This window comes from Azospirillum palustre, assembly GCF_002573965.1.
In the GTDB taxonomy this organism is placed as follows: Bacteria; Pseudomonadota; Alphaproteobacteria; order Azospirillales; family Azospirillaceae; genus Azospirillum; species Azospirillum palustre.
The window spans coordinates 1,013,443-1,036,146 of the sequence record NZ_PDKW01000042.1 but is presented as its reverse complement, the minus strand read 5'-3'; the positions used below and the strand labels follow the sequence as shown (position 1 = coordinate 1,036,146).

Genomic DNA, 22,704 nt, shown 5'->3' with positions numbered 1-22,704 from the left:
ACCTCGGCCTTGGCGCTCGACGACGAGTGAGACGGACAATGAGACACGAGATCACCTCCTTTCAGTTGTTGACGTACGACACCCTATATAAGCGGCTCGCCGAAGGCCGCAAGTCCTGCCCCTGACCGCTCCGCTGTGACATTTACCGGTGGGTTGCGCGGCTCATCATGAAGCCCAGCCCGCCCGCCAGGATCAGGCCGGCGGCCATCGCCAGACCTCTTGCGGCGCCGCTGGGTGCCGTCAGGCGCAGATTGTTGTGCGGCAGTCCGAAGCGCCCGCGGGTGCGGTGCAGACCGTCGACGGGATGGTAGAGATTGTCGGGGCGGCCGGGGATCTCCCGCTCCTCCGTCATCTGGCCCTCCACTGCTGTGTCGGCGAGGTAGCGGTCGGCAAAGCCCGGTGCCAGGAAATTGCCGAGGATCGCCTGCATCGCCGATCCGCCAAGCCAGTATTCACGGCGGGGAGTCTCGGCGGCGTGCAGGATCGCGCGGGCGATGTCCTCCGGTTGGAAGATGGTCCCCATCGGCCGGGCCCGGCGCGGCATGTGGCTGCGTGCCCAGTCGAATTGGGGGGTATTGACCGCTGGCAGATGCACGGTGGTCAGTCCGATCCGGCTGTTGTCATGGATCAGTTCGGAATGCAGGCTGTCGATGAAGCCGGTGATCGCATGTTTTGCCGCGCAATAGGCGGATTGCAGCGGGATCGACCGGTAGGCCAAGGCTGAACCAACCTGCAGGATCGTGCCGCTGTCCCGCAGCCGCATCCGCCGCAGGGCCGTCTGGATGCCGTAGGCGGAGCCGAGATAGGTCACTTCGGTCACCCGCTTCAGCTCTTCCGGCGTCACGGCGTGGACGGGGCCGAAGACGGTGACCATCGCCACGTTGATCCAGACGTCGATGGGGCCGAAGGCGTCCTCCACCCGGTCGGCCGCAGCCTCCAGTGCGTCGGGGTCGGCGACGTCCAGCGGCAGGACCAGCGCCCGGCCGCCCAGCCGTTCGACCTCGGCCTTCACCTCCTCCAGCGCATCGGACGATCTGGCGATCAGGCCGATGGAGGCTTTGCGATAGGCGGCGAAGGCCAGCGCCGTTGCGCGGCCAACCCCGGCGGAAGCGCCGGTGATGCAGATGACGGGGGACTTCTGAACGCCGTTGGTCGGTTGCATGGCGAAGGTCCTGTCTCAGGAATCTGGGCATCAGGCCGCCGGTGGGGTGCACCGGCTGCTCCATCCTGTCCAACCCCCGGCACCGCTCGCGGTTCCGTCGCGTCCACTCAGAGGCTAACCGGAAATAAAGTTACGTGATTTCGGTTTGTCGTACTTGGGTTTAGAGCGCCTAACAGAACCATCTTTGGACGAAACGCCAGCAGATGAGGCTAGCGGCTATTTGGTGGAATGCGGTGAAGGTGTCGGCGCGCCGTTCGTACCGGACGGCGATGCCACGGAAGCGCGCGAACCAAGCGAGCGTCCGCTCCACCACCCATCGGTGTCGGCTGAGGCGATCGCTGCTCTCGATGCCTCGCCGGGCGATGCGCGGGATGATCGCTCGCCGACGCAGCGCCCGCCGGCAGTGGGCGAAATCATAGCCCTTGTCAGCGTGCAGTTTGGCCGGGCGACGTCGTGGCCGGCCCACGCATTGGCGGATCGCCGGCACGGCATCGACCAGCGCTTCCAGGGACAATCTAGCTATTTCAGGTCGCCGGGGCCTCAGCCACGCGAATGGACGAATTCGGCATTTCGAAATGAGGGTCATTTCCATTCCCAACCTAGGTTATATAAACCGACGCTAGAATAATGGAAAGCGAAAGCGACGGGGGCATGCCCGCCGCCGCACCGCAGCGTGGGTCGGCGCGCTCTCCGAGGCGGGCGGCGCTGACGGCGCACGAATTGTTTGCGCTTGTCGTAGCCGCGGCTGCCCAACATGCCAAACGGCCGGTGGGCGACTTGCTCCACCTTCACTTGGCTGGCGGCACGGACCACGACCTTGGCCGGTTGGAGAAATGGGCACGCTGCCCGGTGCGTGGGAACTCCTGACGCTGCGGCGCGCCCCGGCGAACCCGTATGACGGCAACGCAGTGGAGGGCTGGTGGTCGGCGGGGCCGTGGATGCTGGGACACATCTTCCGTGAGGACGCTGAGCACTTGGCGCTGATGGGGGGGGCACTACACGAAAGTGATCAGATTGTCCGGGATGCGAGAACAAAAATAGAACTTATACCGCAGGTAGGGACTGTATCCTCCGCAACGGCCTGAGAGTCTGATCGGAAATAAAGTTACGTGATTTCACGTTTGCCGTGCTTGGGTTGAGTTACGATACAAAACCGCCAGCTGCTGATGGCCTGGACTGAAATCACGCGCCCGAAGTATTATCGGGACAGGCTGCGCTATGCAAGTGATACGACCCATGCGGAATAAGCGGTGATTTACTGTCATCTGCCCAATCCTTGCCGCCGTCGACGATGATCGGGAACGAAAGTCGGAAATTGGGGGCGCTGCGAAGCGGCGGCCGTCCGGTTGATCGGGCGGTCGGGCTTCAGGTCAATGCGGAGGGCAGGCCGTCAGGGCGGCGTGACGCGATGCAGCATGGAAGTAGGCGTAACAGAATGTCGCAGGGCTTGGCAACCCCATGCCGTGCAGCGCCTCGCATGGCTGTCCGGCACGCCTACGAAAAAGGCGGCGCCCCGGTGGAGCGCCGCCTCGATCATTGGATGACCCTGTCCGTCAGGCCTGACGGGGCCGCAGCGGCGGGCCGTCGCGGAAGGGCTTGTCGACGCCGCCCTTGTCGTTGGTCTGGTTTTCCACGTCGCCCTCGAAGGTGCTCTCGCCCTGGGCCAGATCCAGGTCGTCCGGCGTCATGCCGGCGGCGCGGGCGCCCTTCGACCCGCCGATCTGCGGGTTATTCTTCAGGTCGGCATCGGTCGGCTTGTCGGTCTTCTCATGCTTGCTTGCGCTCATGGCGGCATCTCCGTTCCGGTTCCGCATGTCCCCCTGTCAACCGACGCCGTGCCGGATGGTTGCGAAATCCCTTCTTCCTTTTGGGGAGATGGTTAGGATGTCGGGGGTCGGCGCGGCCGACGATCATTCGACAGGCTCTCATGTCACATGAAGACGAACGGCTGAGGATCCGTGTGCGCGGGCGGGTGCAGGGGGTGGGATTCCGCCCGCATGTCCATGCGCTCGCCGGGCGTTTCGGCCTGACCGGCTGGGTGCTGAACGACCCGCAGGGTGTGCTGATCGAGGTGCAGGGCAGCGGCGTTGCCGCATTCCGGGCAGCCCTGTCGGTTGACGCGCCGCCGCTGGCCCGGATCGATGCCGTCGAGTGCGACGCTGTTCCGCCTGTGTCCGGCGAGATCTCCTTCGCAATCCGCCACAGCCTGTCCGCAGGCGCCGTCGCGACCGGCATCGGACCCGACGCCGCGGTCTGCCCGGCATGCCTGGCCGAATTGTTCGACCCGGCTGACCGCCGCCATCGCTACGCCTTCCTGAACTGCACCCATTGCGGCCCGCGCTACACCATCACGCGGCAACTTCCCTATGACCGGCCGCAGACGGCAATGGCCGGATTCCCGCTTTGCCCGGATTGTCTGGCCGAGTACGAGGACCCGGCGAACCGCCGCTTCCACGCCCAGCCGACGGCCTGTCCGGCCTGCGGCCCCCGCCTGTCGCATCCGCCGGAAGACATCGTCGCCGCACTCCGCGCCGGCAGGATCGTTGCCATCAAGGGGCTGGGCGGTTTCCATCTTGCCTGTGACGCCACGCGGGCGGATGCGGTGGAGCGGTTGCGGCGGGTCAAGCAGCGCAACGGCAAGCCATTCGCTCTGATGGTCGCCAACACCGAATCCGCCATCCGGCATGTCCGGATTGATGCCGGCGAGCGTGCGTTGCTGGAGGGGGTGGCGCGTCCCATCGTCCTGCTGCGGCGTCGGGACGATGCGCCCGAACTGGCACCTGGGATCGCTCCCGGTCTGGCTTGGCTGGGTGTCATGCTGCCCTATACCCCGCTGCATTACCTGCTGTTCCACGAGGCGGCCGGGCGGCCGGACGGCACCGGCTGGCTGGACCTGCCGCAGGATTTGACGCTGGTGATGACCTCCGCCAATCCCGGCGGCGAACCATTGGCCATCGGCAACGCGGAGGCGCGGGAGAGGCTGGCCGGCATCGCCGACCTGATCGTCGACCATGACCGCGACATCGTCATCCGTGCCGACGACAGCGTCGTGCGCAAGCTGGCCGGCGCCCCCGCCTTCCTGCGCCGCGGCCGCGGCCATGTGCCGGAGCCGATCCAGCTGGCCCGGCCGGTGCCGCCGGTCCTGGCGGTGGGCGGCCATCTGAAAACGACGGTCTGCGTCACCCGCGGCGACGAGGCTTTCCTGTCCCAGCACATCGGCGACCTCGACAACGCCGCGACGCTGGGCTTTCTGGAGGAGACCGTCGCCCATCTGCTGCACATCCTGGGGGTCGAGCCGGTTGCGGTCGCCCATGACCGGCATCCCGATTTCCACTCCACCCGTTTCGCCGAAATGAGCGGCCTGCCGACGGTGCCGGTCCAGCATCACCATGCCCATGTCGCCGCCGTGATGGCCGAACACCGGGTCGAGGGACCGGCGGTCGGGCTGGCGTTGGACGGGTTCGGCCTGGGGGAGGATGGCGGGTCCTGGGGCGGCGAGATGCTGCTGGTCGATGGGATGCGGTCCGAGCGTCTGGGCAGCCTTGCGCTGCTCGCCCAGCCCGGTGGCGACGTGGCGGCCCGCCAGCCCTGGCGCATGGCCGCCGCGGCCCTCGCCCGGATGGGACGTGCCGATGAGATCGCCTCCCGCTTTGCCGCACACGGACCGGCCGAGGGTGTCCGGCGGATGATCGAGCGCGGCATCAATGCGCCGCTCACCAGTTCCTGCGGGCGCTGGTTCGATGCCGCCTGTGGCCTGCTGGGAGTCCGCGCGGTGGCCGGGTTCGAGGGAGAGGCGCCGATGGCGCTGGAATCCCTCGTGCGCCAGACCCGCGTGGCGGACGGCGCGTGGCGGATCGACGGGGGCGAACTGGACCTCACCCCTCTGTTGGAACGGCTGCTGACCGTCGCTGATGCGGTGGAGGGGGCGGAGCTGTTCCACGGCACGCTGGCGGCGGCTCTGGTGGACTGGACGCTGCCGGTGCTGCGTGCCCATGGCATGGGTCGGGTGGTGCTGTCCGGCGGCTGTCTGATGAACGCGGTGCTGGCGGAGGAACTGATGGCCGGTTTCCGTGCCGCCGGGGTGGAGGCGCTGCTGCCGAGGCTGGCCCCCGCCAACGACGGCGGGCTCAGCCTCGGTCAGGCATGGACGGCATCCTTCGCTCTGTAGCCGAACAGCGGCACCTTCAACCGGTGCTGCGGCCAGCGGGGACAGGCTCACCCCACGCGCGCGGCCTTCTTCACCGGACGCTCATGCCCCTCGTCCGCCGGGGCCTCGGCGTCCTTGAAGGTGCGCACGCCGCTGATCATGGTGGAGATGATCGATTGGCGGGACATGATGTCCTCGCGCACAGCGGCATAGATGTGGACGATCACGAACAACAGGATCGCCCACATGCCGAGATGGTGCCAAGTGTGGACGTCCATGCTCTGGCCGAACAGCGGGATGACCCAGCCGAACAGCGTGTCCTGCCAACTGCCCTGGCCCGCCCCCTCACTGTAGAGCGCGAAGCCGGTGACGATCATGAAGACGCTGCCGACCGCGATAGCCCAGAACATCGAGAATTGCGCCAGCGGGTTGTGGCCGACATACAGCTTCGGCTTGCGTTCCAGGAACAGATACCAGCGGGCTTCCAGGAACAGCTCCCCCCACCAGTGGCGGTCCCAGAAGGGAAAGCGGAACAGCTGTTTGGCATGGTGGTTGCCGACCAAGGCCCAATAGAGCCGGCCGATGAAGCCGATGGCGAAGATGTAGGCCGCCGCGAAATGGACGAAGCGGATGTAGCCCATCAGGAAATTGGCGCTGGCCTCGCCCGGCATGGTCGGCAGCGGATTGGCGATCAGGTAGCCGGTGACCGACAGAACCATGATCGCCAGCGCATTGACCCAGTGCCAGATCCGCACCGGCACCTCGTACACATAGATCGCCTTCAGGAAGCGGCCGGCCGCCGGAGCGGCCGTCCCTTCCTCCTCCGGTGTCGCGACCGGCTTCGCATCGTCGAGAGGAGCCATGACTTAAATCCTCCTCGGTTGCCGGTCAGCGCACGGTGACGCGGGCCAGTTCGGCGCCGTCGGGCGCCATGACGTGGGTGGAGCAGGCAAGGCACGGGTCGAAGCTGTGCAGGGTGCGCAGGATCTCCACCGGCTCGTCCGGGCGGGCCATCGGCGTGTTCAGCAGCGAGGCCTCGAAGGCGCCGATGTTGCCCTTGGGATCGCGCGGGCTGCCGTTCCAGGTCGTCGGCACGACGCACTGGTAATTGTCGATCTTGCCGTCCTTGATCTTGATCCAGTGGCCGAGCCCGCCGCGCGGTGCTGCGACGGTGCCGACGCCCTTGGCCTCCTTCGGCCAGGTCTTCGGGTCCCACTTCTCGACATTGGCGGTCGCGGTGTCGCCGGCCTTGATGTTGGCGATCAGGGCGTTCCAGTCGTCCATCATCATGGTGCAGCAGTACTGGCATTCGAGCGCGCGGGCCAGCGTGCGGCCGATGGTGGTCGGCAGCGCCTGCTGCGGCGTGAAGCTGGTGCCGGCCAGCGTGTTGAAGGCGCCCAGCGATTCGGTGATCTGGTCCTTCACGTAACCGACGCCCTGGGCATAGGCCAGGATGTAGCGGGGCAGGGGGCCGACCTCCACCGCATGGCCGCGCCAGCGCGGGGCCTTGATCCAGGAGTACTTGGCGGCCTCGTCCAGCTCCTTGATGTCGGTCCGCGTGCCCTTGGTGTTGGCGCCCAGCTCGAACTTGGCCTCGGTCACGCCGTCCCACGGGTGCAGGCCCTTGCTCTCGTCCTCGTAATGGTACCAGCTGTGGGCGACGAACTCCTGCACCTGTGCCGGGTCGCGCGGGTCGATGGGATGGACCTCGTTCCAGTTGCCGTTCAGGATGACGCCGCCCGGCAGCTGGCAGGTCGAATGATCGTACGGCACCTTCTCGTAATCGCCATAGTCCATGACGTTGGTGGCCGACAGGCCGCCGCCATAGAGCCAGTCCTTGTAGAAGCTGGCGATGGCCAGCACGTCCGGCAGATAGACGTTCTCGACAAAGGCCGTCGCTTCCTGGATGCGGGCGCGGATGAAGTTCAGCCGCTCCATGTTCAGCGGCGCGCCCGACGACCCGGTGCCGTCCATGTTGATGGCGCAGGGAACGCCGCCGACCATGTAGTTTGGATGCGGGTTCTTGCCGCCCAGGATGGTGTGGATCTTGACGATGTCCTTCTGGAGGTCGAGCGCCTCCAGATAATGGGTCACCGCCATCAGGTCGGCTTCCGGCGACAGCTTGTAGGCCGGGTTGTCCCAGTAGCCGTTCTTGAAGATGCCGAGCTGGCCGCTCTCCACGAACTTCTTCAGGCGGGTCTGCACGTCGCGGAAATAGCCGGGGCTGGACTTGGCATGGCGCGGCGACACCGCCTGCTGGAGCGCCGAGGTCGCCTGCGGATCGGCCTTCAGCGCGTTGACCGGGTTGACCCAGTCCAGCGCGTGCAGGTGATAGAAATGGACGATGTGGTCATGAACCTGCAGCGTCTTCGCCATGATCTCGCGGATCAGGTGGGCATTCTTCGGGATGCGGATCTGGAGCGCATCCTCCACCGCGCGGACCGAGGTGAGCGCGTGGCAGCCGGTGCAGACGCCGCAGATGCGCTCGACGAAGGCCCAGGCGTCGCGCGGGTCGCGGCCCTTCAGGATCACCTCGAGGCCGCGCCACATGGTGCCGGTGGAGACGGCGTTGCGGATGATGTTGTCGCTGTCGACATTCACCTCGCAGCGCATGTGCCCTTCGATGCGGGTGACCGGATCGACGACGATGCGCTTGCCGCCAGTGTCGAGCGAGAACCCGTTCGGGGTCTGGACGATGCCCATGGTCAGACGTCTCCCTTGTGCTGTGCGCGCTTCAGGGCGCTGACCGCCGCGTGGGCGGCGATGATGCTGCCGACGCCGATGGCGGCGGTGGTGCCGATCTGGTCGGCGTTGGCCTCGATCCCGAACTGGAGGATGTCGGACTGGCGGGCGTACCAGGACCCCTTGTCCCAGAAGCCGTCCTCCGAGCAGCCGATGCAGCCGTGGCCGGACTGGATGGGGAAGCTGGTGCCCTCGTTCCAGCGGACGGTGGAACAGGCGTTGTAAGTGGTCGGGCCCTTGCAGCCGACCTTGTAGAGGCAGTAGCCCTTGCGCGCGCCCTCGTCGTCGAAGGTCTCCACGAACTGGCCGGCGTCGAAATGCGGCCGGCGATAGCATTTGTCGTGGATGCGCTGGCTGTAGAACATCTTCGGCCGGCCCTGGCGGTCCAGCTCCGGGATGCGGTCGAAGGTCAGCATATAGGTGATGACGCCGGTCATCACCTCGGCGATCGGCGGGCAGCCGGGAACCTTGATGATCGGCTTGTCAGTGATGACCTCATGCACCGGGGTGGCGCGGGTCGGGTTCGGGCGCGCCGCCTGGACGCAGCCGAAGGAGGCGCAGGAACCCCAGGAGATGATCGCCTTGGCGTCCTTGGCGACCTTGCGCAGCTGGTCGGTGAAGGGCTTGCCGCCGATGATGCAGGACATGCCGTCCTGGTTCAGCGGCGGGTTGCCCTCCACCGCGAGGATGTAGTTGCCTTTGTACTTCTCCATCACCTCGTCGAGGATCGCCTCGGCATGGTGGCCGGCCGACGCCATCAGCGTGTCGTCATAGTCCAGCGAGATCATCGACAGCACCACGTCCTTCACCAGCGGGTGCGCCGAGCGGATGAAGGATTCGGAACAGCAGGTGCATTCCAGCCCGTGCAGCCACAGCACCGGCGTGCGCGGCTTGGTTTCCATGGCGTGGACGATCTGCGGCACCAGTTCCGGCCCCAGCCCCAGGGCCGCGGCGGTCAGCGAGCAGTATTTCAGGAACGAACGGCGTGTGATCCCCTGCCGCCGCATCACCTCGTAGAAGGTTTCCAGCGTTGCCATCGGTTTGTTTTCTCCCGTCGGGCAGCACCGGCGTGCGAGGGTCCGGTGCGCTTCTCCCGCGGGCATAGGCAACAATCGTGCCGTAGTACGAACATTTGGCAAACCAACGGTCACAAGGCCGTAAGGACCGTCGCCGCTGGCAACTCCCCGGCCGAAACGACGGCTGGGGTGGAAAGTCCGTTGCCGGTGGCGGTCAGGCCGTCCGGCCATCCTCTTCCGGCCGGCCGATCAGGCGGTGGAGCGCCCAGCCGATTGCGACGCCGGCCGCATGCAGCCCGGCGGTGCTGGCGAGGAAGCCGGCGGCATAGCCGAGCGCCGCGGCATCGGCCGGCATCTCCGCACCATGGGCGAAGCCGTGGAACACGCCGAAGCCGGCGGCGAAGACCACGCCGATCAGGCTGTTGCGCGACATCGGCATGACGCACAGCAGCGCCAGCACGACGGTTGAGGCATAGATGGCCGGCTCGACCAGCGGCAATTCGCCACCCGCCAGCGCGAACAGCCCGCCAGCCAGCATGGCGGCCAGGAAGGCCCCCGGCACCGCCAGAACGGCACGGCCGCCGATGGTGGCGCCGTAGACGCCGACCGTGACCATGGCGATCAGATGGTCGAGCCCGCCCAGCGGATGCGCGGCACCGTCGAGGAAGCCGGCCCCGGCGAGATGGCCGGGATGGGCCAGCGCCGGGGTGGCGGCAAGTGCTATGGCCGCGGAGACGGCGGCGAGGCGGGTGAATTTCGACATATCGAACGGCTCCTCGGGGTTCTTGTGGTTTTGGGTGATCGGGGAATGTGCCCTTTCCGGTCCCGGGAGAGGGCAACTGAAATGCTCAGTGCCGCTGCGCCGGCCCACGCTCGATGCCGTAGCGTTCCAGCTTGGCGCGCAGGCCCATGCGCGACAGGCCCAGCTCGTCGGCGGCCTTGCTCTTGTTCCAGCGGCAGCGGACCAGCGTTTCCATCAGGATGCCGGCCTCCACCCGCTCGATCCGCGACTTCAGCGGTCCGCCCTGGCCGATCAGGTCGAGCGGCGGCAGCGGCCCGTCCTCCGGCGAGGCCGGGCGGGTGTTCAGCGCCGCCCCGCGCAGCACAGGATCGGACAGCAGGTCGGCGCCCAGCGTGTCGCCCTCGCACAGCACCAGCATGCGCATGATCTCGTTCTGCAACTCGCGCACGTTGCCCGGCCAGCCATAGGATTCCAGGCAGGCCAGCGTGTCGGGGGCGAAGCCGGTCACCGGCTTGCCGTGGGCGGTCGACAGCCGCTCCAGGATGTGGCGGGCCAGGACCGGAATGTCGTCCGGCCGGGCGCGCAGGGGCGGCATGGTCAGCGTCATCGTGCTGAGCCGGTAATAGAGATCCTCGCGGAAGCGGCCGGCCTTCACCTCGGCGGTCAGGTCGCGGTGGGTGGCGGCGACGACACGGACATCGACCCGCCGCGTCTCGTTGGATCCGACCGGCCGGATCTCGCCCTCCTGCAGGAAGCGCAGCAGTCGGACCTGGAAGGCCGGGCTGATGTCGCCGATCTCGTCGAGGAAGATGGTGCCGCCGTCCGCCTGCTCCAGCAGGCCGACGCGGTTGCTGTGGGCGCCGGTGAAGGCGCCCTTCTTGTGGCCGAATAGTTCGCTTTCCAGCAACTCGTCCGGGATGGCGCCGCAATTCTCGCAGTAGAAGGGCTGGTCGGAACGCGGGCTGCCGTAATGGATAGCGCGGGCCAGCAACTCCTTGCCGGTACCCGTCTCCCCCAGCACCAGAACCGGGACGTTGAAGCCCGAAACCCGTTCGGCCTGCCGGCAGACCTCGTCGACCGGGCTGCCCTTGGCACGGATCAGCCCGTCGAAGCGGTAGGACTGCCGGACCCGCTCGCGCCTGGTCGCCACCCGCGTCTCGGCCAGCGGCGGCAGCAGCTTCAGCTCGCTGGTCAGGCGGTCGTGCTCGTGCTGAAGCTGGTAGAGCCTCGCGGCATTTCGGGCGGTCAGCAGGAGATGGTCGGGGTGCCAGGGCTTGGTGATGAACTGGTGGATGCCGGCGGTATTGATGGCGCCGATGATGTCCTCGGGGTCGATGTAGCCGGTGATGACGATGCGCACCACGTCGGGCCAGCGCTCGCGGACCTGGGTCAGGAACTCCACGCCGCTGACCTCCGGCATCCGCTGGTCGGAGAAGACGACCTGGATCCATTCGGATTCCAGCAGGCGCAGGCCCTCCGCCGCCGACAGGGCGGTGAAGACCTCGAACTCCTCGTCCAGCAGGCGGGCGATGACCTCGACGGAGCGCGGCTCGTCATCCACCACCAGGATGCCGGGGCGGGCGGGATCGGTCATCGCGCGGTGTCCTTCCTCATCGGGCCTGCCTCTTTCGACCTCGCCTCACTCAACCTCGAGATCCTTGATCGTCATTTCGGTGCCGCCGTTGGGATGCAGCCGGCTGCCGCCGCAGTGTGGGCAGGACGACAGCCGGTCGTCCAGATCCACCGTGTCGTTGCAGTCGAAACACCAGCCGCGGCCCGGCACCTCCAGCACCACCAGTTCCGCCCCGTCGGCCAGCGATCCCCGCGTCACCACGTCGAAGCCGAAGCGCAGCGCCTCCACCTCCACCCCGGCGAAGCGGCCGATCTCCAGCCGGACCTTGGTCACGCGGTTGAATCCATTCGTCCGACCGGCCTCCTCCATCGCCTGAAGCAGGCTTTCGCAGAGCGCCATCTCATGCATCGGCAGATTCATCCGCCGTTTGGCCGGCGGCTTGACCCGCCCCCATCCCCAACAGCGCCCGGCGCGATGGGTGCACCGGCTCGGCCGGGGCCGGTGCGGTGTCCGGGGGCGGCGCCAGTTCAGCCTCGCGCCGGCGGCGGATCTCGGCGGTCTGGGCGCCGTCTTCGCGGATGGAGGGATCGAAGAGGGAGACCAGAGCCGCCGAGGCCGTTTCCGTCGCCTGGAGCATCGAGGCGAACTCGAACATCGGCGAGAAGAGCGAACAGGCCTTGTAGGCACCGACGCCCTTGCGGTTGGCATGGACGAACTCATACCAGCCGGACGGAAACTCGATCAGTTCCTTCGCCCCCGGCACCAGCCCCGACCAGTCGTCGCCCTCGCCCGGCAGCAGGACGAGGTTGAGGAACCAGGGGGTCACCAGGGCACCGAGCCAACGCTCGCCATGGCGGCGGAAGCCGACGGCCTTCACCGCCAGCGCATCGTTGACGATGGGCATGCCGCGCATCTGCGCGGTGTGGATCTCGCGGAAGACCGCTTCCAGCCGCGCGATGGCCTCGGTTGGCAGGGCCGGGCCGGTCACCGGCGCAACGGCAGCCGGCAGGGCGACGGTTTCCATGGCCGCCGGCTCGCCGTCCAGCGCCATGAACTGGTCGCGGGCGCCGTCGCAGACCGGGCAGCGCCAATGGTCGGGCAGGGCGGCAAAGGGGGTGCCGGGGGGCACCTGCCACTGCTCGCACCCCGCCGCCGGGTCATAGACATGCCAGCAGATCTTGCATTCCATCCGCGTCGCCGCGCCGATGCGGCTGGCGTCGCCGAGATAGGAGCCCTCGAAGCGGGACGCGGCGGCGCTCATCGCACCCGCTCCAGGTCGGTCGCCAGCGCATCGAGGATCTCGGCCAGCCGTTCGGCGCTGTCGGCGATGTCCTCGGCCGCGGCGCAGACCACCGCCGGCACGTCGACGATCTCCACCGTGTCGAGGATCAGCGTGTCGACCGAATTGTAATAGCGCACCCACCAGACATTCGGCGTCGCCGTGGCAGTGACGCGGCAATTGCCGTACCCGCGCGACAGGATGGTGGTGGCGCCGGCACCCAGATGCTGTTCGACGAAGGCCAGATCTTCCGGCGTGTGCGGAAGCAGGCTGAAATTCACCGCATGGGGGCCGTCGCCGCGGCGCCAGGCGGCGCTGCGGTCCAGAAGCTCGGTCAGGATCGGTTGGCCATTCATAAGGCCGGCGGGCGCCGAACCCGTTGCAACCGGCGCCATGGCGGTAAAGGCGCGGTTCAGCGCCACCCGCGGGAAGCTGCCGACCAGCAGGCTTTCGCGCGTCGGCCCGTCGCCGAAAGCGCGCACGCGCCAGACGCCGGCAAGAGATGCCTCCTGAATCTCCAGCCGGTCGCCGGCCCGCTCCACCTTGACCGCGACCTCCCCCTCGCCCAGCGCCTCGTCGACCAGGGCCAGGACGGGAGCGTCGAGATCGTCGACCGGAATGCGGATTTCCTCGCCGGGCGACCAGTTGGCGAGCGCCCCCTGGATGCGGACGAGCACCTCGCGGGCCGCCGCCGCGCAGGCGGGATCGGCGACCTCCGGCAGGTGCGGTTCATAGACGCGCATGCCGGACGGCATCGGCAGATATTCCAGCCCTTCCTCGCTGGCGTCGGGCTGGCTGCCGGGGCCGAAGCCGACCGGCGGATGGGTCATGCCGAACAGGGAACTCATGCCGCACCGCCTTCCAGGGAGCCTTCCAGAATCTCGCCGATCCGTTGCAGATAATCGCCCCAGTCGCGCACGCGCGGGATGCTGCCCAGCAGCCGGTCGCCGCGCAGGAAGACCAGCGACGGCAGGCTCATCATGCCGGCCAGGGCCAGGATCGCGCGCTCCGCTGCTTCGCCCGCCACGGCCGGAGACAGGCGCGGGTGCAGCGCGCGGACCAGCTCCGGCAGGATGACGGCCACGTCGGCGGTCTCAGCATTGCCCTTGCCGTGGCCGGGCAGGAAGACAACCCAGCTTTTCGCTGGATCGTCCAGCCACGGCCGGTCGTCGGCATGGTCGAGCCGCAGATAGCCGTGCACATCGGTCAGCAGATCGACCAGCGGCGGCAAGGGCAGGCGCGGCTTGGCGGGAGGGGGGGCGAGGTCGGTCATGGCGTCAGGCCTCCGTCAGGCCGGCCGCGCGGGCCGCCTCCAGGTGGGGGGGAAGGGTCGGCTCGCGGCCGGTCAGGTCGGCGAAGGCGCCGTCGAGGGTTTCCCCATCCAACGCAGCGGCCATTGCCGCCAGCGCGTCGAGGATCTGGGCGGCCTCGTCCGGGTCCAGCATACGGCGCGCCGCGCCGAGGAAGCCGAGCACCCAGCCGCCGGCGGCGGCCTCCGGAACCAGCGACAGGTCGAGTGCCGACCCATCCTCGACCCGGCCGACCACGCCGTCGACGTCGGTGAGGCGCAGGGGAATGCCGATGCACATGCTCTGGGCGCTCCCGGTTCAGGCCTGGCCGGCGGACAGCGCCGCCAGGATGCGGGGATCGCCGATGCGGCACGCCTCATCGGCGCTTGGGCGTCCGCCTTCATAGGCATTGCGGGCGATGGCCGGGGCGGCGAGGTCGGCGGCGGCATCGCGGCGCGTGCCCTCCACGCCGAACTCGTCGCGCAGAAGCGTGAGGATGATGTCGACGGTCGGGGCGACCTGGGCGGCGACGGTGTCGGTCAGGCCGCCGCCGTAATCCTCCAGGCATTCCGGCTGAACGCCGACCAGGATCAGATTTTGCGGGCAGCGGCCCAGCAGCATGGCGCTCGCCAGCACCTCCTGAAAGCCGGTCTGATGCAGGCTCATCTTCTTGGCGCCGAGGAACGCGGGCACGTCATCGCCATGGAAGACTCGGCCGGTGCCGGGTGGCAGCCCATAGTCGATGGCGTCGACCACGATCAGCGCGTCGGCGCATTCCAGATGCGGCAGCAGATACAGCCCCTGGGTGCCGCCATCCATCACGGTGACGGTGTCGGGGAAGCGCCAATCGGCGGCCAGACGCTCCACCGTGCGGACACCGAATCCCTCGTCGGCCCACAGGATGTTGCCGATGCCCAACACCAGGATTCGCGGCGTTCCGCGACCGCCCTCGTTTCCAGCCAACTCCATTTGTGCCCCGGCATCCGTCCAATGATGCGGCGTCCGCCGCCGAACCATCGTTCGTACAAGTTCCATGCCAGGATCGACGGCTGGGTCAGGCCATTGATTGGATTGCGTATTTCGACGCCCATCGCTCGACATAGCAGCGATTGTGGACATCAACATTACAGCATGCGTGGAAACTGGCAACCAACTTGCCAGTATGGCTGGAAGCTTGCCGGTCAGCGGTGACGGGCGGTTTTGGCGGATTTCTGGATCAGTTCCCGTTCGGTCATGCGTTTCATATGGCCGGGCACGTCGGTGTCCTGGCCGATCAGTGGTCCCGCCACATAGGACGCCCCGGCGTCCTCGGCGATCCGCAGCATGGCCGCCGACCTGATGCCGTCGACGAAAAAGATCATGCCATGGCGCTGCACATGGGTCCCAAAGCTGTGAAGGCGATTGGTTGCCCGTGCATCCGGTTCGCCGGCATGAACCGTTATGCCCATGCCGCGGACGCCCGCCTGGGCGAAGGCCGCGAGATTTGGCGCTCCGTCGTCGAGCAGGACAAGGACGGCGCGTGAGTATGGCTTCAGGGTCGTCGTGATTTCGGAGATTCGGCTATAGGGGACACCGGTGGGAACCCCCTCTATGACGAACACGATGAAGGGTATGAGATGCGACGGGATCGAATGGCAGCGGGCGAGATATTGCCGCCGATGCCTGCCAATCGAGAGGGTCGATAGGCTCACGGTAAGATTCTGGATATAGCGGAAGCTGTTTTTGTACAGCTCCTCATGGATTTCTATCGACTGGCTCAGGAGTTCCATGTCGATTCTGAATCTGTAATCCTCGCTTCGCGCATCGTCGGTCGACAGGGTATTCAGGATACGTTTCGTTTCCTCATCGGCGTGGCACACATAGGTGGACAGCACCTTGTGGGATGTGTCGAAGACCGGGCGGTAGCAGATGGTCGGGTGGAAACTGCCGCCCTCGTGCGCATCGGCTGCTGGAGCCGTCCAGGCATCGCCGGCATCGGCCGTTTCGCTTTGCGAAGAAGCGGCACCCTGCTGGGCGGCTCTCGCAATCAGTTGATCGAGCTGCATCGCTTCGACGGCGATGTTGCCGTCGAGTTCGGTCACGATGCTGCGCACGGTTATCTGGCTCGTATCACTGTTTCCCAGCATCATCCGATGCAGTTCCGACACGATCCTGCCGCAGATCAGTTCGGCGGCCTGCCGGTCGAGCGTCGCAAAAACCACCAGATAATTCGCGTCGTCGGCCCGCAGCCAGACATCGGAGGGGGGCAGATGGCGGTCGAACAGCCGTTCGGTCTGTTCGTAGATGCGCTCCTTGACGATGTCCCAGCGCTTGCCCAACCGGTCGCGCAGGGTGCCCAGTCCGATCAGTTGGACGGCACCGGCCGAATGACGTTGTCCTCCAGCCAGAATGTGCCGCAGGCGCGCCTTCGTCTGTTCCGGGATTGCGGGCGCCTCTTCAACCGATGAGGCCGGATCGGCGAATGTCTGGTCAGTCATGGCAGCATCCCCTTTTGTCGAATCACGGGAGCGGGGCCTTTGATCGATAGTAATTTTTAAATCTAACTCTTAAAATCTTTGGATTTATAGTAAAAATGGCGTAAAGAGGCGATTTTATTTCTTATCAAAGTCCGCTTTATTCGTTATCCGATTTAGCGTTTCAACATATGCTGAAGGAAATCCTCTAAAAATTTGAGGCGGTCGGCATAGGTGAAAACCTGTACTCTCCAGCGACGCCGTCTTTGGGACACAGGATTCTTTCTTTTCCATGATTTCGCGGGCTTCGGCGAACAGGAGGCGTAGCGGACGACGGGGCATTGGCCCGCCGTCAACAAGGGGGGGCGGCAAACGCCATCCATTGTTCGAAAACCCCGAACGATGAATCCGGGAACGGGGCATTTATCCCAACGCGGACGAGGCGTAGATCCTTTGGAAAGGAATGAACCACCCAGTCCGATGGAGATTGAAAATGGCCCCGATCGTCTCTCTGCTGATGTTCGTCAGTGTAATGTCCTACGCCGCCTTCATCATTTCATAATTAAATTTACGATGTTGATTTCCATAAATTCATGATATCTAAATTTCAACAAATAAAAATAATCAGTGAACTGTACATACCATTTAAGATGCGGCCGGACCCGCTTTATGCCGAAAAATCAAGGCCTTAGCGGCACGTTGCGGCGGCGATCCCACAGCGTGAAACAGCGCAATACGTAACAACGAAATCAAATGCTTAGCGACCGATTTCGAAAAGGCGGCTGCGCAAGTATCTACTTTGCTTTTACTTCGATCCACTCGGCGCCTCGTACGTCCCGGTACAGGGCCGTCATGTCGGCCGATTTGTGGCCCAGCAGCATCTGTGCGTTGACGCCCTGCTCGTGATAGAGCCGGGCCGCCAGCGAGCGGATTTCGTGGAAGCTGGGCGGCGTGTTACCGGCGGGCCAGCTGCGGCCGCTCTTGTCGCGAGCTTCGGCAAACCAGGCGCTCACGGTGTGGCGCCGGATCGGGTCTCCCAGTTTGGCTCGGCCGGCATGGGCATTGTGATGGATGAAATGGCGCGAGAGGACGTTGTCCCGGCACCGGGCGATCACGTCGCCCACCGACCAGCCGACAACTTGCAGCCGCAGTTCCAGCGGGATGCAGATGCGGACGCCATGACGATCGGTCTTCTGCGGCACGATCCACAGCTTGCCGTCGCGGACGTCGCGCGGCCCCATTGCGATCAGGTCTTCGCGACGCTGGCCGGTAACGAGCGCGAGTTCCATCGCCCGGGCCAGCCAGGGGGCATAATCCTTCAACGCGACGGCGTGGATGGCGCGGAAGTCGTCCAGGGTCAGGCGCGCGCGCTGCACCTCCGCCGGCGCGACTTTGGTGTCGCCGACAGGGTTGATCGTCGTCCATCCCTTCGACTTGGCGACGGTGAACAGGTCCAGCAGGAAGGCGCGGACAGACTGCGCCATCCGCAGCTTGCCGCGCTCCTCCCAGTCGGCGAGGTAATCGGCGATGTCGCGGGTGGTGATGGTGTCCATGCGGCGCTCGCCCAGCGCCGTCCGGAAATGCCGGAGCCGTTGCGACACATGCTCGTGGGTCGCCTTCTTGATCCGGCCGGCTTCCTTTCGGCTGTCGATGATGCCGGCATAGAGGTCGCAGAACGCGTTGACGCTGTTGTTGGGACCGGTGTTGAGCCGGTCGACCAGCCGGCGCTTGTTCCGCAGTCCCTCCACCAGGAGGTTCGCCTCGATGGCCTGTTCCATGGCGCTGCGCCGGTCGCGACCGAGACCGTGTTCCTTGCCGGTCTGCGGATCGCGCCAGGAGAAATAGCCGGAGCGCTCGTACAGGTTCGCAGGCAGGCTCCGGGTCTGCCGGCTACGCCGTCTTCCCAAGGCCGCGCTCCTTCATGATTCTGTCGGCCAGCGAACTGCGTCGCGGCGAACCCTGGTTGATCTGTGGGGCGATGGGTTTGGTGGGGTCGATATACCGGGCGGTCGCCAGGACATAGTAGGACCGCCCGTGGAGTTGGGGAGCCGGGAAGATACGGCTCTCCCGGGCCCAGCGGCGAAGGGTCGCGATGTGGGGCGGGTGGGCGCCGAACACCGCCTCGGCCCACTCCTCCAAGGTCAGCATCTTTTCCATGGATCACCTCACCAGCCGGGGCTGCACCAGCCCATTGCGATACATTACGGCGCGGCTCATGAGCGCGGCTCCCACCGGATCATCACACCGCTGAATTCGGTCAACGCCGCATGCTCGGCCGCCCAGAAGGCGCACAGGTCCGGCCAATCCGCGAAGCCGTCGAAGCGGGCGAACAGGCCCAGCCCTGCCGCGTCGGTTAGCGCCAGCTCCCCGCCGATCTCGACGGCCGGCGACGGGCCGAACAGCAGGCGGATCGGCGTTGCGCTGGTGCAGGTCGCTCTGCCCAGCAGCTGGCAGGACCGCGTCCGCATGCCGGTGTAGAGCTGCAGTTCCTCCCCCGGCCGAGCGTGGCGCTTCCGGTCAGCGCGGATGGTCTGGCGCTTCATGCCGTCGACCAGCGGGCCCGGCTGAAGACCGGCGATGATCGGTGGGGCGAAGCGCTTCTTGAAGCTGTAGGCGACCATGGTTCACTCCGCGGCCTGGACAGGGAGGGGTTTGGCGAAGCGCGCCATCTCGGGAACGTTCGCGGCGATGTGGGCGGCAGCCCAGGGCGGGGAGACGCTGTTTCCGCACATCCTGATCTGCGCAGCCTTCGAGAAGCGCCGGCCGTCGTGCCCGCGGTCGATGACGTAGCTGTCGGGGAAGCCCTGCGCGCGGAACAGCTCCCGCGGCGTCAGCATCCGCATTCCGATGTCTACGATCTGGAAGGGTTCGCCGTGGACGGTGATCAGGCCAAAGCGGGCCTTGGTCGGGATGGTGTGCAGCGGGTCGCGGCAATCCTGGTCCTGCCCGCCCTCGCCGTAATACTTGGTCAGGAAAGCCCGGACTTCGGCCACATGGCCGTCGCCAGCGGTGACCGTCGGCATGGGCTGATCGGGGTGCAGGCCGTCCCGACAGGTGCCGTACAGCTTCGTCAGGTGGGCGGCGGCCAACATCTGGTGCGAGCCGGTGTTGAGGATGGTGGAGGTGGGGCTGTCGATCGAATGGCCGACGACGCCCGTGTTCTGCTGGACCATCCAGGGCATCACCAGAGCGCTCTTGCCGCCGCCGCCCGCCGTGACGGTGCCGCACGGTTCCTCCGCGCCATGGCCGATACTGGCGCCGAACTGGCGGGAGAGGAACGGCGCGACCACAGCCAGCGGCGCCGCGCCGCCGGGGTGATAGTCGGAATGGCTGCAAGTCACGGTGTGCAGCGGCTCGTCGATGCCGTGCCCAACGCTGTTGTTCCGGTACTTCATGATGTGGGGAGCGACCAGCGCGAACTCCCCGCCGTTGGCCGTGGTCACGGTACGCAACGGGTCGTGGATGGCGTGCGCCCGGCTGTCCCCACCATGGGTGACCGGGATGATGAACGGGTCAGCGTGGTCGATGACGTAGCGCTTCAGCCCCGCGAAGATGCGGCGGAGGGTATTTGCCTCCAGCGGGCGCTTGATCCGGAGCGCGCGGGCTTCCTCCTTCGTCAGGAAGATGGAGGGGCAGGGGATGGACCAGTCGATCACATGGGACGCCGCGGTGCGGAACGGCAGAAGCCGGCCGGCCAGCACCTCCGAATCGGTCGGCGCTCCATGCGTCGGCGCCGGCCAGACGATGGGGCGGCTGTCACAGCGGGCAATGACCGACAGGCGCTTGCGGATCGTCGGGGCGCCGTAGATCGAGGCCCGGCTTTCCTTCCACTCCACCTGATAGCCGAGACGGCGCAACTCCGCGACCCAGGCGGCGAAGGTCTGGCCCCGCCGGTCGGGGCAGGGGTGCCCTTCGTCGGTCAGCGGACCCCAGGTCTGAAATTCCTCCACATTCTCCAGCATGACGACGCGCGGGCGGAGGTGGCGCGGGAGCTTGGCGTAGGCCACCACGATCCAGGCCAGATCGCGGATGTTCTTCTTTCGTGGGACGCCCCCCTTGGCCTTGCTGAAGTGGGTGCAATCCGGGCTGAACCATGCCAGCCCAATGGGGCGCCCGGCCGACACCAGCGCCGGCTCCGCTTGCCAGATGTTCTGGCACCAGTGCCGCGTCTCCGGGTGGTTGGCCATGTGCATCGACACGGCGTCCTCGTCATGGTTCAGCGCCTCGTCCGGGCTGCGGCCGAGCGCCATCTTGATTCCCTCGCAGGTGCCGCCACCCCCGGCGAAGCCGACGACGATGATCTCGTCATCGCTGGGTTCGCGGATGGCGCGGCGACGGGAGCCGGCCGCCGGGAGGTCGAACAGCAGGCCATCCATCAACGGCACTCCGCCCGGTAAGCATCGGCATCCATCCGGAGCAGCGCCATGTCGAGCGCCGGAAGGCGGGGGCTTTCGTCCAGCACCGGCTCGTCGAAGGTGGTCCGTGCGATCAGGCCGGCCGCCTTCATGCGGAGGGTGACGCGCCGCTCCTGCCGGCGCTGGTAGCTGCGGCTGCGGCGGGCCATCACGCAGCCTCCTTCCGGCTCTTCTCGGCCATCACCTCGCCCAGCGGCCGGGCGATACCGCCGTCGATCCAATAGGCCCGCCCCATGCCGCGCGCCTCCAGATCGGGGACCACGTCGGGGGCGCTGAAGGTCATGCCGATCAGCGCGTCCATGCCGGTGCCGCGCAGCATCTTGATCAGCCCACCGCGGCCCCGCTGGTCCAGCACGTCGGCGCCGTCGAGGATCACCAGCGCGCAGCCCTGCACCTGGGCGAGGGCAACCTGCAAGGTGGCGTAGACCCGGAACTGGTCGGAGGACAGCTGCGGGCCCAGGCCGGCGAGCTGTTCGTAAGGCCGTCCGCCATAGGTGATGCCCATGTCCGGTTCGATCCGGACGTCTCCCCAGCCGGCGGCCTCGCACAGGCTGCGCAGCGGCCCGCCGTTGAAGGTGTCCAGCACCTTCACCAGCTTCGCCTGTCGCAGACCGCCCGGCGCCATGATCGCTTGCATCGCAAGGTTCACCGCCAGCAGGTTGGCAACCCGCTCGGCATCCTCCTTCGCCTTCAGCGCGCGGTGGCGCGCCTCCGCGGTGGCGACGCAGGTGCGCAGCGCCTCGACATCGTCGCCCGCTTGGCCGCCGGACGCCTTCTTCCGCAGGTCCGCCAGCTGCCGCTCCGCCTGCTGCGCCGTCTGGTGGGCGCGCTGCGCATCGGTCGCGTTCCGCTCGGCGGTGTCCCGCTCGCCCTTCAGCCGGGACACCTTGCCGTCGGCCGCTGCGATGGCGTCGCGACGCTTCTTCAGCTCTTCGTCGCCGATCTGCTCGGCCTGCACCAGCCGCTGATCGGCGCCCATGTTGTTGGCCAACTGGAGGGCGGCGTTACAGCAGGGGCAGGTCAGGCCCTTCGCCTGGGCGGCTGGCGGCAGGGCGTCGCGCTCCCGCTGGGCGCTGCCATAGGCTGAGGTCGCCCTGGTCGCCGCCAGCTGCGCCTCGATAGAGCGCTCCTTCAGCTCGTCGATCTCGGCGCAGGCGGCGGTCAACCGGTCCAGTTCCGCCTGCCCGACGGCCGCCGCGGCGACGGCGCGCTCCAGCTCCTGGCGCGCCTCGCCCGCCTCGGCCAGCAGGTCGTCCAGCGACGCGTCGCCGAGAACGTCGGTCCAGCCCTCCGGCCGCCACGTCCGCACCTTCTCGGTGCCGAACCGCTGGCCGGTCGCCTGCTCCCACTGCCCTTTCAGGCGGGCGCCCTTGTCGGAGACCTCGGCCGCCTTGGCGTCCCAGCCCTTGCCCTCAATGTCGCCCCAGACCTGCGCGGCGATGGCCTCGCTGATGGAGGCGTCCGCACAGGCGGCAACGAAGTCGGCACGGTCGGGCGAGGTCTTCAGCAGTTCGGCCAGCAGCTTCGCGCGGTCCTTGGCGGACAGGTCGAGCAGGCTGGTCAGGCCGGCGGCGATGGGCGTCACCTTCGGCGGCTGGCCGGAGGTATTGGCCTCGCACTTCGGCCAGGCGGCGCCGACGGTCCAGTCGGTGCCCTGCACCGCGGCGGTGGCGGTGCTGGCGCCGGCCCGCACCAGCGCCTTCGCGTCCTTCTTGGCCAAGCCGAACTGCAGCTGGCCGGTCAGGGCGGCGGCGGTCGCCTTCAGCACGCTCGATTTGCCCTGGGCGTTCTTGCCGGTGACCAGCACCAGCCCGCCGGCGAGGAGGTCGGCACGCTCGACCACCTGGAAATCACGGATCCTGATCTGCATAGGGAAATCCTCCGGT

The 22,704-nt window shown here is 66.9% G+C and carries 21 protein-coding genes and 1 pseudogene; 1 reads left to right on the top strand and 21 read right to left on the bottom strand.

The features are described from left to right. Positions 1–142: 142 nt before the first annotated feature. From CRT60_RS22160 to CRT60_RS22145, 3 genes and pseudogenes are all read right to left on the bottom strand, one after another. Complete coding sequence (locus CRT60_RS22160) at positions 143–1,162, bottom strand: SDR family oxidoreductase (protein WP_098738664.1); 1,020 nt, start codon at positions 1,160–1,162, stop codon at positions 143–145. Positions 1,163–1,331: 169 nt separating this feature from the next. Beyond that, positions 1,332–1,670: pseudogene (locus CRT60_RS22155) on the bottom strand (transposase); the annotation flags it as partial. 1,045 nt (positions 1,671–2,715) lie between these two features. Next, positions 2,716–2,949: a hypothetical protein gene (locus CRT60_RS22145; RefSeq protein WP_098738662.1), complete on the bottom strand. Its 234-nt coding sequence runs from the start codon at positions 2,947–2,949 to the stop codon at positions 2,716–2,718. A 140-nt stretch (positions 2,950–3,089) separates the two neighbouring features. Here CRT60_RS22145 and hypF point away from each other — a divergent pair, with 140 nt between their 5' ends. After that, positions 3,090–5,330 carry a carbamoyltransferase HypF gene (gene hypF / locus CRT60_RS22140; RefSeq protein ID WP_098738661.1) on the top strand — a complete coding sequence of 747 codons (2,241 nt, stop codon included), beginning with the start codon at positions 3,090–3,092 and terminating at the stop codon, positions 5,328–5,330. A 47-nt stretch (positions 5,331–5,377) separates the two neighbouring features. On the opposite strand, the gene cybH is transcribed toward hypF, so the two are convergent. From cybH to CRT60_RS22050, 18 genes are all read right to left on the bottom strand, one after another. Then, on the bottom strand, positions 5,378–6,172 hold the full coding sequence (gene cybH / locus CRT60_RS22135; protein WP_098738660.1) for a Ni/Fe-hydrogenase, b-type cytochrome subunit: 795 nt from the start codon (positions 6,170–6,172) through the stop codon (positions 5,378–5,380). 25 nt (positions 6,173–6,197) lie between these two features. Beyond that, a complete protein-coding gene (locus CRT60_RS22130; protein ID WP_098738659.1) occupies positions 6,198–8,012 on the bottom strand; it encodes a nickel-dependent hydrogenase large subunit in 1,815 nt (604 codons plus the stop codon). A gap of 2 nt (positions 8,013–8,014) precedes the next feature. Beyond that, complete coding sequence (locus CRT60_RS22125) at positions 8,015–9,088, bottom strand: hydrogenase small subunit (protein WP_193548455.1); 1,074 nt, start codon at positions 9,086–9,088, stop codon at positions 8,015–8,017. Positions 9,089–9,281: 193 nt separating this feature from the next. Then, complete coding sequence (locus CRT60_RS22120) at positions 9,282–9,830, bottom strand: HupE/UreJ family protein (RefSeq protein ID WP_098738658.1); 549 nt, start codon at positions 9,828–9,830, stop codon at positions 9,282–9,284. Positions 9,831–9,915: 85 nt separating this feature from the next. Beyond that, on the bottom strand, positions 9,916–11,403 hold the full coding sequence (locus CRT60_RS22115; RefSeq protein WP_098738657.1) for a sigma-54-dependent transcriptional regulator: 1,488 nt from the start codon (positions 11,401–11,403) through the stop codon (positions 9,916–9,918). A 45-nt stretch (positions 11,404–11,448) separates the two neighbouring features. Continuing rightward, a complete protein-coding gene (hypA, locus tag CRT60_RS22110) occupies positions 11,449–11,802 on the bottom strand; it encodes a hydrogenase maturation nickel metallochaperone HypA (protein WP_425290415.1) in 354 nt (117 codons plus the stop codon). Then, complete coding sequence (locus tag CRT60_RS22105; protein WP_098738655.1) at positions 11,783–12,643, bottom strand: [NiFe]-hydrogenase assembly chaperone HybE; 861 nt, start codon at positions 12,641–12,643, stop codon at positions 11,783–11,785. The genes hypA and CRT60_RS22105 overlap by 20 nt, the downstream gene beginning before the upstream one ends. Next, positions 12,640–13,509 (bottom strand): hydrogenase expression/formation protein, encoded by an 870-nt coding sequence (locus CRT60_RS22100; protein ID WP_098738654.1) that lies wholly within the window; start codon positions 13,507–13,509, stop codon positions 12,640–12,642. The genes CRT60_RS22105 and CRT60_RS22100 overlap by 4 nt, the downstream gene beginning before the upstream one ends. After that, complete coding sequence (locus CRT60_RS22095) at positions 13,506–13,934, bottom strand: thioredoxin domain-containing protein (RefSeq protein ID WP_098738653.1); 429 nt, start codon at positions 13,932–13,934, stop codon at positions 13,506–13,508. The genes CRT60_RS22100 and CRT60_RS22095 overlap by 4 nt, the downstream gene beginning before the upstream one ends. 4 nt (positions 13,935–13,938) lie before the next feature. Next, positions 13,939–14,250: a HypC/HybG/HupF family hydrogenase formation chaperone gene (locus tag CRT60_RS22090; protein ID WP_098738652.1), complete on the bottom strand. Its 312-nt coding sequence runs from the start codon at positions 14,248–14,250 to the stop codon at positions 13,939–13,941. Positions 14,251–14,268: 18 nt separating this feature from the next. Then, positions 14,269–14,919 (bottom strand): HyaD/HybD family hydrogenase maturation endopeptidase, encoded by a 651-nt coding sequence (locus tag CRT60_RS22085; protein ID WP_098738651.1) that lies wholly within the window; start codon positions 14,917–14,919, stop codon positions 14,269–14,271. A 212-nt stretch (positions 14,920–15,131) separates the two neighbouring features. Next, positions 15,132–16,427, bottom strand: a complete 1,296-nt coding sequence (locus tag CRT60_RS22080) for a hypothetical protein (RefSeq protein ID WP_244592692.1) — start codon at positions 16,425–16,427, stop codon at positions 15,132–15,134. A 770-nt stretch (positions 16,428–17,197) separates the two neighbouring features. Then, the gene (locus tag CRT60_RS22075; RefSeq protein ID WP_098738650.1) at positions 17,198–18,310 is read right to left on the bottom strand and encodes a phage integrase Arm DNA-binding domain-containing protein; all 1,113 of its coding nucleotides are present in this window, start codon (positions 18,308–18,310) and stop codon (positions 17,198–17,200) included. Beyond that, the gene (locus tag CRT60_RS22070) at positions 18,294–18,560 is read right to left on the bottom strand and encodes an excisionase (RefSeq protein ID WP_098738649.1); all 267 of its coding nucleotides are present in this window, start codon (positions 18,558–18,560) and stop codon (positions 18,294–18,296) included. The genes CRT60_RS22075 and CRT60_RS22070 overlap by 17 nt, the downstream gene beginning before the upstream one ends. Before the next feature lie 56 nt (positions 18,561–18,616). Then, positions 18,617–19,024 carry an ASCH domain-containing protein gene (locus CRT60_RS22065; RefSeq protein WP_098738648.1) on the bottom strand — a complete coding sequence of 136 codons (408 nt, stop codon included), beginning with the start codon at positions 19,022–19,024 and terminating at the stop codon, positions 18,617–18,619. 3 nt (positions 19,025–19,027) lie between these two features. Then, a complete protein-coding gene (locus tag CRT60_RS22060) occupies positions 19,028–20,779 on the bottom strand; it encodes a DNA cytosine methyltransferase (RefSeq protein WP_098738647.1) in 1,752 nt (583 codons plus the stop codon). After that, positions 20,779–20,967, bottom strand: coding sequence for a hypothetical protein (locus tag CRT60_RS22055; protein WP_098738646.1), 189 nt, complete (start codon positions 20,965–20,967; stop codon positions 20,779–20,781). Before CRT60_RS22055 ends, CRT60_RS22060 begins: the two co-directional genes overlap by 1 nt. Next, positions 20,967–22,688, bottom strand: a complete 1,722-nt coding sequence (locus tag CRT60_RS22050) for an ATP-binding protein (RefSeq protein ID WP_098738645.1) — start codon at positions 22,686–22,688, stop codon at positions 20,967–20,969. Before CRT60_RS22050 ends, CRT60_RS22055 begins: the two co-directional genes overlap by 1 nt. Positions 22,689–22,704 lie beyond the last annotated feature (16 nt).